The following is a 15415-nucleotide window of genomic DNA, read 5'->3' as shown; positions in this document are numbered from 1 at the left end:
CGAGATGAGCGCGCAAGAAAGGCTCGATCGTCGGATGGTTGCGGCTGTAACCAGCGCAAGGCCATGGGTTCCCGAGGCCGGCCGTCTGCTGTGGGCGTGGTTCGGCGAACTGCACGCGGCCCGCAGCTACGGCTTGGCCGGGCCGAACCCGATCGGCCATCTTGAGATCGAGGCCTGGGCGCGGCTCAAGCGTGTGCCCCTCCAGCCGCGCCACGTCGCCACCCTGCGCAAGATGGATGCGGCCTGGATCGAGGCGGCGCGCAAGCGGAGCGGCCAAGGAGCGCCCGCCGCCGCCCGCACCACCGATCAGAAGATCAATCCCAACGCTTTCGACGCGGTTTTTGGATAATGGGGAAAAAGCTCAAAAATGTCCGATATGAAGCCTATAGGGACATGCACCTGTGGGATCAGAACGATCGCGCAAGGCGCTCCGGCCGGATCACGCTTGCCGGCGGCAGCGTGCCACCACCGAAGGCATCCATTCTAAAAGGCGAGAAGCGCAAGCACGTCGTCTCCAAGATGATGGACTTGATGCGCGATTGGCGCGACAGCCCCTTCGAGAATGAAGGACCGGTCATCGCCGGTTTTCGCAGCTCTCTTTGCCTGGAGGGGAACCCATGGGCCGCATCCGATCGCGAGGCCGGGCATGTCGTTGCCGAGGCCCTGCGCTTGCTGGGCGCCAAACGGCCGACCTGGGCCGAGGGGCAGCCGGAATATAACGGCGAATTCGACTATTGCGCATGGTGCGGCGGCGCCCTCGATGAGGACGACAGGGCGAGCCGCCGGCGCTTCTGTTCTGCCGAATGCGCGCGGGTCTATACCCATCATCGAAACGGCGCCAACATGGAGCACGACGGCGGCGCTCTGCTCTCGGCCTATCGGCTCGTTGCGAAGGAAAAGGCGGCACCGAGGCCGTGCCGCTACTGCAGAACGATGTTCAAGCACTATCGGAAGGATGCGGAGTTCTGTTCGGCATCCTGTGCACAACGCTTCTCGCGCGGCGATCGGGTTCGACAGGACATCACGTGCGAATGGTGCGGCACGGCCACGAAGCCGAGCAGCCGCGGGCAGAAATTTTGCTCGATCACCTGCCGAACGGCGGCGCACTACGAGGCCGAACGTATTCGGCTCGGGGCGGAAATCGGGCGTTGCGCCAACTGCGATGCATCCTTCACGCCATCGGCCAAGGGCGAGATATTCTGCTCCGAACGGTGCCGAAAGCGACATGCAGGGCGTGCCTATTGGCAGAGGAAGAAGGAGGAATCGCAGCCTCTTAACCTGACTTGCGAGGCATGCGCCGAGACCGTCGGAACCTCCGAAGCCGGCAAGATTCGGCACATGGCGCCGCGGACGTTCGATTTCATGCTCGTGCAGCAGGGCGCCAGGATCACCGGAGAGGCGAGGCTGGCGGCTTAGCCTCGCACACGTGCGTCCTCCGAAGGTTGCTCAGAGCGGCCTTCGAAAGGCTCGACGGCGGCATCCTCAAGGAGCATGTGTTCCGGGTGATGTGACCGTCTCCACGAAGTTGCGGAGACGTCGTCTGCCGCCCGCCCGCGCGAGGCGCGACGTCGAGCGATACGAGTTCATTTGGGCCGCTCAACGGTAGGTTCTGATCACGCTAGACGAAATCTCGACGTAAAGCCGTCTCGCGGCTTTGGCCTTGCTGATAGTCCACTCGTGCTCAATGAGGCTCATAGCCTGCTCCAGCCTTAGGGCTGCTTGCGGTTCAGTGCAGGAGAACTTGATCAGACTCAGCTTCTTGAACCGTCCGTTCCCCACCCCGTGGCGTTTTGCGATCTGCTTCATATCGGCATCGATAGCTACGAGAATAGCGTCGTTCGCTTCCGCCGCCGCGCAAACCAGCAGATCGGGAGACCCTTTGGCGATCGCATCTCGAAGATAGATCACGGTGTGTCCGTGTTTCGCAAACATACGGCCAACAGAATCAGGTACGCCCTCATCAAGGAATACGCGAAGTGTAGCCGTCCTCCCTTTCAAGCGGCTTGACCATATTCCATCGCAGCACGAACATCGGCCTCTGTAAGAGTGGGATACTCAGCGAGGATTTGCTCGACGTTGTAGCCTTCGTCGACGAACGCTCTGATGCTTGCGACGGGGATGCGAGTCCCAGCGAGAACGGCCCTGTTGTGAGCGACGCCCTTGCGGCGATCGATGCGCCCAATTTGTAGAGGGTCTCTCCTCCAAAGTTGATTCACGTTTTCACGCATGTTGGCGCGCACGATCTCCAGCGGAATTTTCAGCACGCCCTGGCCACTGACGACTTCTTCGCGGCGCTCGCTGTCCGGGTTATCGAAAATCACCTTCCGCTTCAGGACGTAAAGGGTCGTCCTAGCCCAGACATCGTCGCCGAGATGCGCCAGCTTTTTCTTCACTTCTCGCAGGTGGGGCAGCGAAACTCGAGCATCGTTGCGCAGGGCATTGAGAACCTGCAGACAAATCAGATCGCGAAATGTGTAAAGGCGGCTGTAGGGAAAGCGCCGATCGTCCTCAGCCAGACTAGGAACAAAAAACCCGGTCCGGTCCCAGTAGCGAAGCTGTCGCTTGCTTACCCCGGTCAGCCGTTCGACGTGATCCTCGGAGAAGGCCGAGACCACCACCTTCGAATCTGGTTTCACCATAGATCCCTCATGTCGGACGATGCCGCTATTTCTGCACGAATGCAATGCAGAACGTTTGGCTCCGTCCGTCGAATGCAAGCCCCCTCGCGGTCCGCGATATTATCAGCTGCGATGGGACGTGTCGCGCCCTATGCCGGGCATGAAGTATCAAGTGCCGGACAAGCGAGGATAGCGCGCGGCTTCATGAGCGTCGCCATCCGGCCAGCAGAAAACCGCAACGCCTATGTCGGCCATGTCAGTTCCTCCAACGCTCTGCCGGCCATTCTAGCCGTTGTCCGATGGCCGGGATGAAGTCGGTGTCAGAGGTGTGCCGCTTCCGTCTGGACGCACGTTTTCTGCGCCAAGCCTTCCGGTGATTCCCAAAAGAGGTGTTGGATTTCGACCACCCTCAAACGGTGATGCATGTTCATCGTCTGATGGTGCAAAAGGTCTCCTTTGGAGATTGCCGAGAAAGGCTTCTCGCTTTGGATGGAGAATGCGACCGTATCCGCACCTCCAGGCTCATAGACCTCCAGAATGTACTTTGCCATCCGCTCCCCCTATGTCGCATTCCATGTCGCGTGGAGCTGCCGAGTGTCGCAGGAAACCCCTGAAAATCAAGGGAACTCAGTTGCAACATGATGCGACATGAAATCAGACATTAAGGCGCAAGCGTCACCGTTAAACATCTGATTTTCTTGAGGAAACTGGTGGTAGCGGAGGAGGGACTTGAACCCCCGACACGCGGATTATGATTCCGCTGCTCTAACCAACTGAGCTACTCCGCCACAGGCGGCGCCGAAGCGCCATCAGGCGTCGCGGATATAGATGGGCGCCACCGGCGCTGTCAAGGCAAGTGGCGCCGCCAAAGACCGTTCTCTGGACTGCCGGACCGCCGGAGCTTTTGCGGTCGTCAAAGTCTCCGCCGTCGCAGGCCGACGTGAGCCGTCCACGGGCATCGTCGACCGCCGATGCCGGTGCCTGCTTGGACGCTTGCGCTGCCCGACCGATCGTCCGGCATGTCGATCGTCGGCGGGCTGCTCCTGCCGTCAGCCGCCGGCAAGCAAGGACGCGGCCTCCTCCTCGCCGAAGGCCGCCGGCCGGTGGCAACGCTGCGCGATCTCGACGCGCTTGCCCGAGAGCGCCGCTTCGAGCGTGCCCATCATCACGGCGAGGACATGCAGGCCAAGGTCGCCATTCGCCCGGTGCGGCCGCCCCTCATCGATGGCTCGCGCCATCTCGGCCAGGCCGAGCCCGCGATAATTGGCGTTGACGGGCTCGGCATGCGGCCAGTTCGGCCGACCGAAGACCCGATCGACGGTGGTCCACGTCTCCCACTCGCCACGCCCGATCGCCGTCGCCAGTTCGCCGCCGAACCAGTTTGGGTCCGGCACGCGCATCGAGCCTTCCGTGCCGTGCAGTTCCATCGGGCTGAGACCATGCCGCCAGACATCCCAACTCGCCAGGAACGTCACCTGGGCGCCGGCATCGAACTGAAGCAGAGCCTCGACGGTCGTCAGCGTCTCGACCTTGATCTCCTGGCCCTTCAGCGGCGAGCCCTCGGTCGTGGCCGTCCGGGACTCGAAGCCGATCATGCCGCTGGCCTGCACGGAAGCGACGGGCCCCAGCAGGGTGACGAGTGTCGTCAGATAATAGGGTCCGATGTCGAGCACCGGGCCGCCGCCCGGCTTGAAGAAGAAGGTCGGGTCCGGATGCCAGTGCTCCATCCCGTGCGACAGCACCGACGCGACCCCGAGCAGCGGCTTGCCGATGGCGCCGTCATCGATCCGCCGCCGCGCCTCCTGGATCGACGCCCCGAGCACGGTGTCCGGCGCGGCGCCAACCCGCAGACCCTTGGCGTAGGCCGATTCCAGGATCGCCAAGCCGTCGACGACCGAGGTCGCCAGCGGCTTTTCGGTATAGACATGCTTGCCGTTGTCCAAGGCTGCCAGCGAAACCTCGGCGTGCGCCGCCGGCACCGTCAGATTGAGCACGACGTCGACGTCCTCGCTCTTGAGCAACGCCTCGACGCTGCGCGCCTCGATGCCGTATTTCTCGGCCTGGGCCTGGGCCGCCGAGGGCCGCAGGTCGGCACAGGCGGTAAAGGCGAAGTCGCGGAACAGCGCGGCATTCAAAAGATAGTTGTCGGAGATGTTGCCACAACCGACGAGTCCGATTCGGACGACCATAACGCTCCCTTCCCCGCATCAGCCGGCCAAGCCAGCGAGTGCCTTCATCTTCGCCGCGCTGACCCGGGCGAAGCGCACGGCGTCGGACGGCTTGTCGTGCTCCGCGATCATCAGCGAAGCGCCGGCCTCGACCGCGAGCGGCCAGAGAGTGTCCCAGTCCACGACGCCGCTGCCGACGTCGGCCCAGCCGTCTTCGTCCGTTTTTTCGCCGACGGGCGCGATGTCCTTCACATGGGCGGCCACGACACGACCGGCATAGCGCTTCAGCCACGCGGCCGGATCGGTGCCGGCGCGCACCACCCATGCGATGTCCGCCTCCCAGGACAACGCGGTGCCCAGGAGGTGCTCGATCGGATAGGAGCCATCGGGCAGCGCGATGAATTCGAAATCGTGATTATGCCAGGCGGTGCGTAGGCCCTCCTGGCCGAACGTCGTCTTGACCTTGACCAGCCGCTCGCCGAGCGCCTGCCACCCGGCACGGTCGGACGGCCGCTGTTCGGCCGGCAGATAGGGGATGACGACGGTTTCCATGTCGAGCGCGCGGCAGATCTCGACGATGCGGCCGGGATTTTCCTCCGCCAGATCGAGAGCGAAATGGCCGCTCTTGGCGCTCAGCCCATGCCGATCGAGCAGCTGGCGAAAGCCGGCCGTGTCGTCGTGGTTGGCACCGAACGTCTCGACATTCGTGAAACCCTCCGCGGCGAGCAAAGCCAGCACGTCGTCGAAGGGCGGAAAGTTACGGGCCGAATAAAGCTGGAACGAAAGCGGATGAGACAAGGCCATGACGGGTGTCCTCAACAAACAGGCGACGTCGGTCGCCGGGGCATCGCGGATGGCGAACTGTCACCCGCGAAAAGCATGCGAAGTCGGCCGATGCGCTGCCGAGCTGGGCCTGCCGGGCGGCAGCCCTCTCTACCGGCGGTCGGGCAAATGTGCATCGCGCCGGCCTGCGCGTCCGATTCCGGTCGGCGCGGCAGCGGTCGCGACGTCGACCCGCGCCACGCCGAGCAATGGACGGAGAGACGCGCATGAGCCGAACGCGTTCTCCCTACCGATTGGCCGTACTGCAGCGGGACGCCCGAAGCCGGCAAGAGCTCCCGGCGTCCCGCTCTACAGACGAAGCTCCGATTTCGCGTCGAACAGCGACGCGCGAGCCGGATCGAAGCTGAACTCGATGACCTCGCCGGCGCGAACCCGCGACTCGCCATCGGCGCGGATGGTCAGCGTCCGGCCGGCGAACGTGGTCCAGATGATGGTGTCGGCCCCCATCGGCTCGACGATGTGGACCGGGCCCGAACCGGCGACATGGCCGTCCGGTGCCGGCCCGAGCGACACGTGTTCCGGGCGGACGCCGAAAATCGCACGCTTGCCCGGTCCGGCCTCGGCGCTGAAAGGGTAGCGCGCCAGATCGATCGTTGCACCGTCCAGCCGAATGACGGGGCGTCCGGCGTCGGCGGCAATCTCGCCTTCGAAAAAGTTCATGGCCGGAGAGCCGATGAAGCCGGCGACGAACAGATTGACCGGTGCGCGGTAGATCTCCTGCGGCGGACCGAGCTGCTGGATGACTCCGCCGCGCATGATGGCGATCCGGTCGGCGAGCGTCATCGCCTCGACCTGGTCGTGCGTGACGTAGATCATCGTGTTGCCAAGCCGCTGATGCAGTTTCTTCACCTCTACCCGCAACTCGTTGCGAAGCTTGGCGTCCAGATTGGAGAGCGGCTCGTCGAACAGGAACACGTCGACATTGCGCACCAGCGCGCGGCCGATCGCGACGCGCTGGCGCTGGCCGCCCGAGAGCTCGGCCGGGCGGCGCTTCAGGAGCTCCTCCAGCTGCAGCATCGCGGCCGCCTTCTTGACACGCGTCTCCACCTCAGCCTTCGGCACGCCGGAGATCTTCAGCCCGAAGGAGAGGTTCTGGTAGACCGACATGCGCGGATAGAGCGCGTAGGACTGGAACACCATGCCGATGCCACGGTCCTTGGGCTCGGCCCAGGTGACGTTCTTGCCCTCGATCCAGATCTCGCCGTCGGCGATGTCGATCAGGCCGGCAATGGCGTTGAGCAGGGTGGACTTGCCGCAGCCGGACGGGCCGAGCAGCACCAGGAATTCGCCCCGGCCGATGTCGAGGTTGAGCCCGTCGATGACCCGATGGGAGGCGAAGGCGATGGCGAGATCGCGCACCGAGACCGCGAGTTCCGAACCGGCCGGCGTGGCCGGTGCGGCAGGCTGTGCGGCGGGTGTTGCGATCGTTGTCTCTTCGGTCATCCCTTGACGGCTCCCGCTGCGATGCCGCGGACGAACCAGCGGCCGGATATGAAATAGACGATCAGCGGCACGGCGGCGGTCAGGATGGTCGCGGCCATGTTCATGTTGTAGGCGCGCTCGCCGAAGGTGGTGTTCACCACGTTGTTGAGCTGGACCGTCATCGGCAGGTTGTCCCGGCCCGCGAACACCAAGCCGAGAATGAAGTCGTTCCAGATGCCGGTGATCTGGAGGATCACCGCCACGATGATGATCGGCGTGGACATCGGCAGGATCACGTAGATCAGGATGCGCCAAAAGCCGCCGCCGTCGACGCGCGCAGCATTGAACAACTCCTGCGGCAGCCCCGAATAGAAGTTGCGGAACAGAAGCGTCATCAGCGGCAGGCCGAAGATGACGTGGATGGTGACGATGCAGGCCAGCGAATTGTAGATGCCGAGCAGCGAGAAGCCGCGCACCATCGGATAGATGAAGATCTGATAGGGCAGGAAGGCGCCGAGCAGCAGAACGGCGAACAGAACGTTCGCCCCCCTCACCCGCCAGAAGGACAAGGCGTAGCCGACGATGGCGCCGGCGGCGATCGACAGCACGACGCTCGGGACGAGGATCTTGACCGAGTTCCAGAAGCCGATCCGGATGCCGTCGCAGGACAATCCCGTGCAGGCCGTCGACCACGCCGCGACCCAGGCCGAAAAATCGAGATGCTGCGGCAGGGCGAAGATCGATCCGGTCCGGATCTCGTCCATCGACTTGAGCGAGGTCAGCACCATGACGACCGCCGGCAGCAGGAAGAACGCGGCGGCGATCACGATGAAGGCGTATAGCCCGATGCGGCCGGCGGTGACCTGTCGCGGGCGGGGCCCCCGCTCCTTGCTTGGCGGATAGCTTGGAGACTGGCCGGCGACGGCCATGGCGGCGGCCGGCATAGCGGTTCTGCTCATGCCGTCCTCCCTCGCTCACGGCGGAAATATTCGGAATAGAGCCACGGCATCAGGATCGCGGCGACGGTGATCAGCATGACGGTCGCCGCCGCCGTGGCCAGGGCGATGTTCTGCCGGGTGAACAGATTGTCCATGATGAACTTGGCAGGCACCTCGCTGGCGATGCCCGGGCCGCCGCTGGTCAGCGCCACCACCAGATCGTAGGCCTTCACCACGCCGATCGACAGCAGCACGATCGCGGTGATGATGATCGGTCGGAGCATGGGCACGATGATGAAGAGATAGACCCGCCAGGCGGGAATGCCCTCGATTCGGGTCGCCTTCCAGAGGTCGCTGTCGATGCCGCGCAGACCGGCCAGCATCAGGGCCATGACCAGGCCGGACGCCTGCCAGATCCCGGCAATGACGACGGCGTAGATCGCCATGTCGCGATCCACGATCCAGTCGAACCGGAACGCCTCGAAGCCCCAAGCCTGTATCGTCTTCTGGATGCCGAGCGTCGGGTTCATCAACCATTGCCAGATCAGGCCGGTCACGATGAAAGACATCGCATAAGGGTAGAGAAAGATCGTGCGCAGCGTGTTCTCGAAGCGCACGTGCTGATCGAGCGCGACGGCGAGAACGAAGCCGATCACCAGGCAGCCCAGGATGAACAGGACGCCGAAGATTGCCATGTTCTCCAGGGAAACCAGCCACCGCGAGCTGGAAAAGAGCCGCCTATACTGGCTGAGGCCGACAAAGTCGTTGACCGGCAGCAGCTTGGAGGAAGTGAGAGAAATCTGCACGGTCCATGCCATCGTGCCGATATAGGCGGCAAAAACCAGCAACCAGGCGGGCCAAAGCACCACCGTGGCCATGCGCAGACGCGGTCGGCGCGCCGTCATGAAGAACCTCGTGGCTCATGCGAGGGGGTGGCCGGGCGCTGACCCGGCCACGGGCGTCGGGCGAACGGTCAGTCTTCGAGTTCGAAGGCGTCCACGAAGCCGTCGATGAAATCGTCGCTCGTCGCCGACGGATTGTGCCAGTACTGGGTGATCACGTCGTCGAGCGAGCCGAGCAGGCTGGCGCTGATGATGATGTCGATCACCGGCACCTGCTTGGCGGAGTCCTTGAGCATGGTCATGCCCTTTTGCGCGCAGGCATTGAACTCGCTGGTGTCGACGTCGTTGCGGATCGGCATCGAACCCTTGGCGAGATTGAACTTCACCTGCGTGACCGGCTCGATCATCGTGTTGGCCAGAAGATTCTGTGCCTCGACCTGGGCCTGGTCGTCGGTCTTGGGGAAGACGAAGACATCGCCGCCGACGATCAGTTTCTCGTCGGCCAGACCGACGGTGCAGCCATAGTCCTTCTCGGCTTCCTCGCCGGCGGCGCGAAATTCGCCGATGGCCCAGTCGCCCATCTGCTGGAACGCGGCCTTGTCGGTGATGACGAGGTTGGTCGCGTCGTTCCAGTTGCGCCCCGGCGAGCCTTCATCGACGAAAGGCCGCAATGCGCCGAACGTCTCCACGACCTTGCGGAACTCGTCGGAACGGACGGCGTCCACGTCCTTGTCCTTGAGAACCTTCATGTAGAGGTCCTCGCCGCCCTGATCGAGCAGGATGGTGTCGAACAGCAGGCGTTCCTGCCAGGGCTGGCCGCCGAGGGCCATCGGAATGAAACCGGCGTCCTGGATCTTCTGCAGCGCCGGCACGATGTCGTCCCAGCTCCTGGGAAGCTCGGATACGCCGGCCTGTTCCAGCACGGGCTTGGAATAGAAGATCCAGTTCTGGCCATGGACGTTGACGGGAAGAGCATAGAGGTCGCCGTCCCGGCTCGCCGCGTCGTAGAGGAACGGCGGCATGACGTCCTTCCATCCTCCCTCTTCAGCGAGATCGGTGATCGGACGCAGCAACCCTTGCGCGACCAGATCGTCGAACTGCTTGCCGGTGTTGAACTGGGCCGCCGTGGGCGGGTTGCCGCCGACCATCCGGTTGATGGCGGCAGCGCGCGAATTCTCGCCTTGTGCCGTGGCCGTGTCGACCCATTTGCCGCCCGCCGCATCGTAGGCGTTGGCAAATTCCTTGATGGCCATGGCCTCGCCGCCCGAGGTCCACCAGTGCATGACCTCGGCCGTCGGCTTGTCCTGCGCCAGAGCAGGCAGCGCCAGGGCTGAAAGGGCGGCTCCAGCAAGGGCTGCCGCGACGAATGGCTTCATGATCGTCCTCCCAGTTGATCGTGACCAGATCGATGAAATCGATTACATAATGCTACCCGAGATGGAAATCGGTGACAACATGGAAAATAAGCCACCCCCACGACCCCCGAACGGCACGATGCGGCGACGAGGCCCGCGGATCAGCGATGTCGCCCGTGTCGCGGGCGTTTCCGTTGCGACCGTCAGCCGCGTCTTTTCGGCTCCGGAAAAGCTGCGCAAGGAGACCCGCGAGCGAGTGCGGGCCGCCATCGAGCAATTGGGCTACACGCCCAACACGATCGCGCGGCAGCTGCGCGGCGGCGGCTCGAAGATGGTGCTGGTCGTGGTGCCCCGCCGCAGCAATCCGCCGTTCTTTTCCGAGGTGCTGCACGGCATCGACGTAACGCTCGCCGAAGCCGGCTACGTGTTGATCATCGGCTACGTCGAAGGCCTCGACAGCGGCGCCCGTCTGATCGAACTGGCGTCCTCCGGCCATATCGCGGGAATTCTGATCACCGCCGGTCTGCTGCCGGAGGTCAATGGACGATCGATTCTCCAAGGGGGCTTGCCGGCGGTCGCGGTCTGCGCCGATCTCGGCATCCCCGGCATGCCGGCGGTGCTGATCGACGACGAGGCCGCGGGGCGCGCCCAGGTACGCCATCTGCTCGAACTGGGCCACCGCCGGATCTTCTATCTCACGGGTCCGACCGGCAACTACAACGAGGTCGAGCGCCATCGCGGCATCGTCGGGGCTCTTGCCGAGGCTGGGCTTCCGGCCGATTCCTTGGTGGAATTTCCCGGCGGTTACGTCTTCGAGGAAGGACACGTCGCCGCCCAGGCCTATCTGGCCATGGATGCCCGCCCGTCCGCGGTGATCTGCAGCAACGACGAGACAGCGCTCGCGTTCATGAAGTCGGTGCGCTCGGCGGGGCTGCGCATCCCAGAGGATCTGTCACTCATGGGGTTCGACGGAATCGAGTTTGCCGAGTATTGCGAACCCGCGCTGACCACCATTGCCCAGCCGCGTTTCGAACTCGGGCGGACGGGCGCGCAATTGCTGATCGACATGATCGCCGGCGCCGACCCGACGACTGTGCTCGGCGGCGCAAGCCGTATCACCATGCGGGCTGATCTGCGAGCGCGGGCAAGCACGGCGCCGCCGCCTCCATCATGAAGGGGGCGGCTCCCATTCCGTTTCCGCCGCGTGCCGAGAGAACCGCCGGATGCCAAGCTTTTCCAGGTGGTCGAGGATGAGACGTGCGGCCTCTTCCGGACCGGGATCGACGATCACGCCTGCGCCGTCTTCCGATGCCGCGCCGGCCCGGCGCATCAGCTTGGGCCGGGCGCGATGCGGACGCTCTTCGAAGGATGTGGGCGGCGGGACGATCGACACGCCGTCCTTGCGGCACAGAACGCCACGCCGTGCCCGGGCAAACGCATAGGGCATCGGCGCGGGCGCCAGAGGATGCATGGTGACGAGCGCCGGCAGGCGCATGGTCACGCGGCGCTTGGCGCCTTTGGGCAGCGCCTGATCGAAACGCATCGCTCCAGGCTCGTTCGCGGGACCCGACGCCACGACGTCGGCCAGGATCGGCAAGCCCAGCGCGTCCGCCAAGGCATAGGGCAGCAGTCCGGTATCCTCGCCACCCTGGCCTCGTCGGCCTGCGAAGATGAGATCGGGCCGGACGTCACGGAGATGGGCAGCGAGCGCCGGCACGGGATCGGCGTCGGCGGCGATCGCCAGCCAGTCGATCCGTTCCAGGCCGTGCCCGAGCGCATCGGCAACGCCCGTCGTCCCTGCGCCGGCATGAAGACCACTCGTCTGGCCCTTGATGCCCGCGGCGAGCGCGATCGCCTGTGCTTCCAGGCGCGGCAGCACGGGCTTGCCGCTTACCGGATGGCGTCCGGCGGACAGAAGCACGACCGCTTTCATTTGCCCTCCTCCAGCAGTCGCAAGAGAGCAGGCATGACCTCTTGCGCGTCCTGGATGATGGCGAGGCTCGCGCGTTCGACCATCGCGGCATGCAGGTCGGTGTTGACCGCAATCACGTGCTCGCATCCGGCGATGCCCTGAAGGTGCTGCGGCGCGCCGGCGATGCCGAGGGCGAAATAGCAATCGGCCGAGAGCACGGTTCCAGACGCGCCGACCTGAGCCTCGCGCGGCATCAGCCCGGCATCGCACACCACGCGGCTCGCGCCCGGCGTCGCCTGCAGCGCCCTCGCCAGTGCGGCAAAACTCTCGAAGTCGGTCACGCCGTTGCCGGCAGAGACGACGAAGTCGGCCTCGGCCAGCGACATCGTCGCCGGATCGCCGGGAACGATCTCGCTGGACAGGATGGCTCCATTCTCGGCCTCGACCCTTATCGAGCTTTCCAGGGCGCGCGCCTCGCAAGGCAGGCCCTCATATCCGGCGACGCGATCCTCTCCGATGCTCATCAGGCGCGGCGGCGCGCCCGCCTGCTCGCACCGGCCGCCCGCACAGGCGCGGACCGCCTGGCGGACCGTCAGATGTTCCACATCGGTCAGGATCGGCTCTTTCAGCCGCACCGAGAGCCGCCGGGCAAGATCGGCGCTCTGCCCGTCTTCCGCCAGAAGAACATGACGCGGTTTCAAGGTCTCGATCAAAGCGGCGAGCCAGGCGCTCTGCCTTGCTGGGTCGTAGGCTGCAGAGGTCTCTCGCATCAGCGTCCGATCGGCGCCTGCGACGCCGAGCCCGTCGACCTCCCCGCCGACGACCGCCACGACACCGCCGCCGCCGTTGCCCGCGTCGGCGAGAAGCCGGGCCGCTCCAAGCACTTGCCGGTCGAAGCGGGACAGCCGTCCTTCCGGCGCATCCAGCACGGCGAAGACCAGGAAAGCCGGCGTTTCCAGGATCCTGATCCGGGGCGCGGCTGCGGTAACCGTCTCGAAAGGGGGCGCCGCCGCCGGCGCGACAACACCATGCGCGCGATCGATCCGCAGCCGCGTCACGCCGGCGACGCGAGCCGCAGCGAAGGCCGCGCGCGGATCGCGTCGAGGCCGCCGCGAGGCGGAGGCCACGTCTAGCGCGAGATCGAAGCGCGCGCGGCCGCCGGCAGAGACCGCTCGGGCTGCCTTCTCGGCACGAGGATCGCGGCGCGGGCGGCTCATGCCGGCACCGGGCTGCGAACTACGCCGGCCTGCCCTGCGAGCGGGCCAGCTGCCTCCACCGCCTGGAGAACCAATTCGGCCACGTCGCGCACCTCCGGCCGGTCGCCGACAACGCCCTCCAGCATGGCCGTGCAGCCCGGACAGGCAACGGCGACGATCGACGCGCCGGTCTCACCGGCCTGGCGCATGCGAAGGTCGGGAATGCGGGTGTCGCCCGCTATGTCGGTGACCGGAGCGCCGCCGCCCCCGCCGCAGCACATCGCCGTGCGGTGCGAGCGCGCCATCTCACGGCGCTCGACACCGAGCCGGTCGAGCACCGCGCGTGGCGCGTCGAACTCGTCATTGTAGCGGCCGAGATAGCAGGGATCGTGATAGGTGACTGACCGATCCGGCAGCGCTCCGGCCGGCAGTTGCCCCGCCGCCATCAGCTCTTCGAGCAGAGCGGTGTGGTGCACCACGTCGTAGCGTCCGCCGAAGGCCGGATATTCGTTGCGCAGCACATGCAGCGCGTGCGGATCGGCCGTTACGATGCGGCTGAACCGATAGGCCGCGAGCGTCGCGATATTGTCCTGGGCCAGCCGCTGGAAGGTCGCCTCGTCGCCGAGCCGGCGCGCGAGGTCGCCGCAATCGCGCTCTTCCGCGCCCAGCACGGCGAAATCCACCTCGGCGATCCTCAACAGGCGGATCAGGGCGCGCAGCGTGCGCTGATAGCGCAGATCGTAAGCCCCCTGCCCCAGCCACAACAGCAGATCGGCCGAGCCAACGTCGCGCATCAGCGGCAGGTCGAGCCCGGCGGCGAAATCGGTTCGGGCCGCAAGCGCGCGGCCGCTCGGCTCGTCGCAGCCGCGCAGATTGTCGAGAGGCTCGGCCGCCTTGATCGGTACCGCGCCCATCTCCAGCGTCCGGAAGCGCCTGAGATCGACGATCGCATCGACATGCTCGATCATCATCGGGCATTCCTCGACGCAGGCCCGGCAGGTCGTGCAGGACCACAGCGTGTCGGGATGGATCATCGCATCGGCGCCGATCACCGGCCGTTGCGGTCCACCGGTCCCAGCCACGGGGCGGGCATTCGGATAGGGCGCGCCGTCATAGGGTGCGACCGTGACGGTCTGCGCGCGGGCCAGATCGGCGATCAGGTGTTTCGGGCTCAGCGGCTGGCCCGCCGCGAAGGCCGGGCACACCGCCTCGCAACGGCCGCACTGGATGCACGCATCGAACGACAGAAGCCGGTTCCAGTCAAAGTCCGAGGGCGTCTCCGCCCCTAGCTTTGCAGCGGCAAGGTCGAGCGGATGCAACGCCGTCTCACGCCGCCCCTCGAACCGGCCAGGGCGCGGGTGAGCCACCAGATGCGTCGCACCGGCCAGGGCATGACGCATCGGACCATTCGCCACCTCCAGCGCCAAACCGAGGCCGCCGACGGCGGCCGCGAGCAGCGCCAGTACGGCAAGGCCCGGCATCGGATCGCCGGCCGCGCCGAGGCCTGCCGTCGCGAACCCGCCGCCAGCAAAGGCGAACAGCAGCAGCGGCAGGCGCTGGTAGCGGCCGGCCGACAGGCGCGGCAGCTTTTGCGGATAGCGCCGCGAGCCCTCGAGATTGGCCCCGGCCAGCATCACCGCAAAGGCGATCGCCACCAGCCCCCACCACAGCCGCGAAGACCCGAGTGCAGGGATCAAGCCGAGCACCGACAGACCGCAGGCCGCGATCAGCCCGGCGGCCACCGGCACATGCATGCGCGACGCGCCCCTGTCGCGATCCACGACATGATGAACGTCGACCAGATAGCGCTTCGGCAGCGCCTTCAGTCCGCGCAACCAGTCGACTCGCGCCGGTCGCCCTCGCTGCCACAACGTCACGCGCCTGCCAATCTGCATGGCCGCCACGATCACCATGGCGACGATCAGCCAAGGCAGAAGGGTGGCGGCGCCGACCATCACACGCTGGCTCGGCCGGACGCGACCCCGTTGGCCGGTGGACGCCTGCGCGGAGCAAAGCTGGATCCTCGGGACGGAGCCGATACATGAAAGCCTTGCACGGTCGATCTGGCGCAGTCCTCCCCTCTGTCGACTTCGGCTACATCTCCCTCACCGGAGCGGGAAT

15 protein-coding genes and 1 tRNA gene are annotated in these 15415 nt (G+C 65.5%); 3 read left to right on the top strand and 13 right to left on the bottom strand.

The genetic code is table 11. The annotated features are described in order from the left end of the window. The first annotated feature begins 4 nt into the window (after window positions 1-4). Both SMD10_RS09525 and SMD10_RS09520 read left to right on the top strand, forming a co-directional pair. On the top strand, window positions 5-349 hold the full coding sequence (locus SMD10_RS09525; RefSeq protein WP_331685447.1) for a phage tail assembly chaperone: 345 nt from the start codon (window positions 5-7) through the stop codon (window positions 347-349). Between the two features lie 44 nt (window positions 350-393). After that, window positions 394-1416 carry a hypothetical protein gene (locus SMD10_RS09520; RefSeq protein WP_331685446.1) on the top strand — a complete coding sequence of 341 codons (1023 nt, stop codon included), beginning with the start codon at window positions 394-396 and terminating at the stop codon, window positions 1414-1416. Window positions 1417-1596: 180 nt separating this feature from the next. Here SMD10_RS09520 and SMD10_RS09515 read toward each other — a convergent pair whose 3' ends face one another. The 10 genes from SMD10_RS09515 to SMD10_RS09470 form a co-directional block, all read right to left on the bottom strand. Next, window positions 1597-1998: a DUF5615 family PIN-like protein gene (locus tag SMD10_RS09515; protein ID WP_331685445.1), complete on the bottom strand. Its 402-nt coding sequence runs from the start codon at window positions 1996-1998 to the stop codon at window positions 1597-1599. Beyond that, on the bottom strand, window positions 1995-2639 hold the full coding sequence (locus SMD10_RS09510) for a DUF433 domain-containing protein (protein ID WP_331685444.1): 645 nt from the start codon (window positions 2637-2639) through the stop codon (window positions 1995-1997). Before SMD10_RS09510 ends, SMD10_RS09515 begins: the two co-directional genes overlap by 4 nt. Window positions 2640-2938: 299 nt before the next feature. Continuing rightward, window positions 2939-3169, bottom strand: coding sequence for a hypothetical protein (locus SMD10_RS09505; protein ID WP_331685443.1), 231 nt, complete (start codon window positions 3167-3169; stop codon window positions 2939-2941). 160 nt (window positions 3170-3329) lie between these two features. Then, window positions 3330-3406 (bottom strand) — tRNA-Met (locus tag SMD10_RS09500). 261 nt (window positions 3407-3667) lie between these two features. Continuing rightward, window positions 3668-4807, bottom strand: coding sequence for a Gfo/Idh/MocA family protein (locus SMD10_RS09495; RefSeq protein ID WP_331685442.1), 1140 nt, complete (start codon window positions 4805-4807; stop codon window positions 3668-3670). A gap of 18 nt (window positions 4808-4825) precedes the next feature. Beyond that, a complete protein-coding gene (locus SMD10_RS09490; protein WP_331685441.1) occupies window positions 4826-5590 on the bottom strand; it encodes a sugar phosphate isomerase/epimerase family protein in 765 nt (254 codons plus the stop codon). 327 nt (window positions 5591-5917) lie between these two features. Further along, window positions 5918-7072, bottom strand: coding sequence for an ABC transporter ATP-binding protein (locus SMD10_RS09485; RefSeq protein WP_331685440.1), 1155 nt, complete (start codon window positions 7070-7072; stop codon window positions 5918-5920). Further along, the gene (locus SMD10_RS09480; protein ID WP_331685484.1) at window positions 7069-7980 is read right to left on the bottom strand and encodes a carbohydrate ABC transporter permease; all 912 of its coding nucleotides are present in this window, start codon (window positions 7978-7980) and stop codon (window positions 7069-7071) included. Before SMD10_RS09480 ends, SMD10_RS09485 begins: the two co-directional genes overlap by 4 nt. A 26-nt stretch (window positions 7981-8006) precedes the next feature. After that, window positions 8007-8894, bottom strand: coding sequence for a carbohydrate ABC transporter permease (locus SMD10_RS09475; protein ID WP_331685439.1), 888 nt, complete (start codon window positions 8892-8894; stop codon window positions 8007-8009). A gap of 68 nt (window positions 8895-8962) precedes the next feature. Then, the gene (locus SMD10_RS09470) at window positions 8963-10207 is read right to left on the bottom strand and encodes an ABC transporter substrate-binding protein (protein ID WP_331685438.1); all 1245 of its coding nucleotides are present in this window, start codon (window positions 10205-10207) and stop codon (window positions 8963-8965) included. 118 nt (window positions 10208-10325) lie between these two features. Between SMD10_RS09470 and SMD10_RS09465 the strand changes: the two genes are divergently transcribed. Further along, complete coding sequence (locus SMD10_RS09465) at window positions 10326-11360, top strand: LacI family DNA-binding transcriptional regulator (protein WP_331685437.1); 1035 nt, start codon at window positions 10326-10328, stop codon at window positions 11358-11360. Here SMD10_RS09465 and SMD10_RS09460 read toward each other — a convergent pair. Genes SMD10_RS09460 through SMD10_RS09450 form a run of 3 tightly spaced genes read right to left on the bottom strand, consistent with a single transcriptional unit; the run spans window position 11355 to window position 15249 of the window. Continuing rightward, window positions 11355-12119: an adenine nucleotide alpha hydrolase family protein gene (locus SMD10_RS09460; protein WP_331685436.1), complete on the bottom strand. Its 765-nt coding sequence runs from the start codon at window positions 12117-12119 to the stop codon at window positions 11355-11357. The genes SMD10_RS09465 and SMD10_RS09460 overlap by 6 nt on opposite strands. Next, window positions 12116-13315 (bottom strand): electron transfer flavoprotein subunit alpha/FixB family protein, encoded by a 1200-nt coding sequence (locus tag SMD10_RS09455; RefSeq protein WP_331685435.1) that lies wholly within the window; start codon window positions 13313-13315, stop codon window positions 12116-12118. The genes SMD10_RS09460 and SMD10_RS09455 overlap by 4 nt, the downstream gene beginning before the upstream one ends. Beyond that, complete coding sequence (locus tag SMD10_RS09450) at window positions 13312-15249, bottom strand: DUF3483 domain-containing protein (protein ID WP_331685434.1); 1938 nt, start codon at window positions 15247-15249, stop codon at window positions 13312-13314. Before SMD10_RS09450 ends, SMD10_RS09455 begins: the two co-directional genes overlap by 4 nt. Between the last annotated feature and the right edge of the window lie 166 nt (window positions 15250-15415).

Origin of the sequence: Consotaella aegiceratis, from assembly GCF_036541425.1 — a bacterium.
Taxonomy (GTDB): Bacteria; Pseudomonadota; Alphaproteobacteria; order Rhizobiales; family Rhizobiaceae; genus Consotaella; species Consotaella aegiceratis.
The sequence above is the reverse complement of the archived record's forward strand: the minus strand, read 5'-3'. Positions and strand labels throughout refer to the sequence as shown.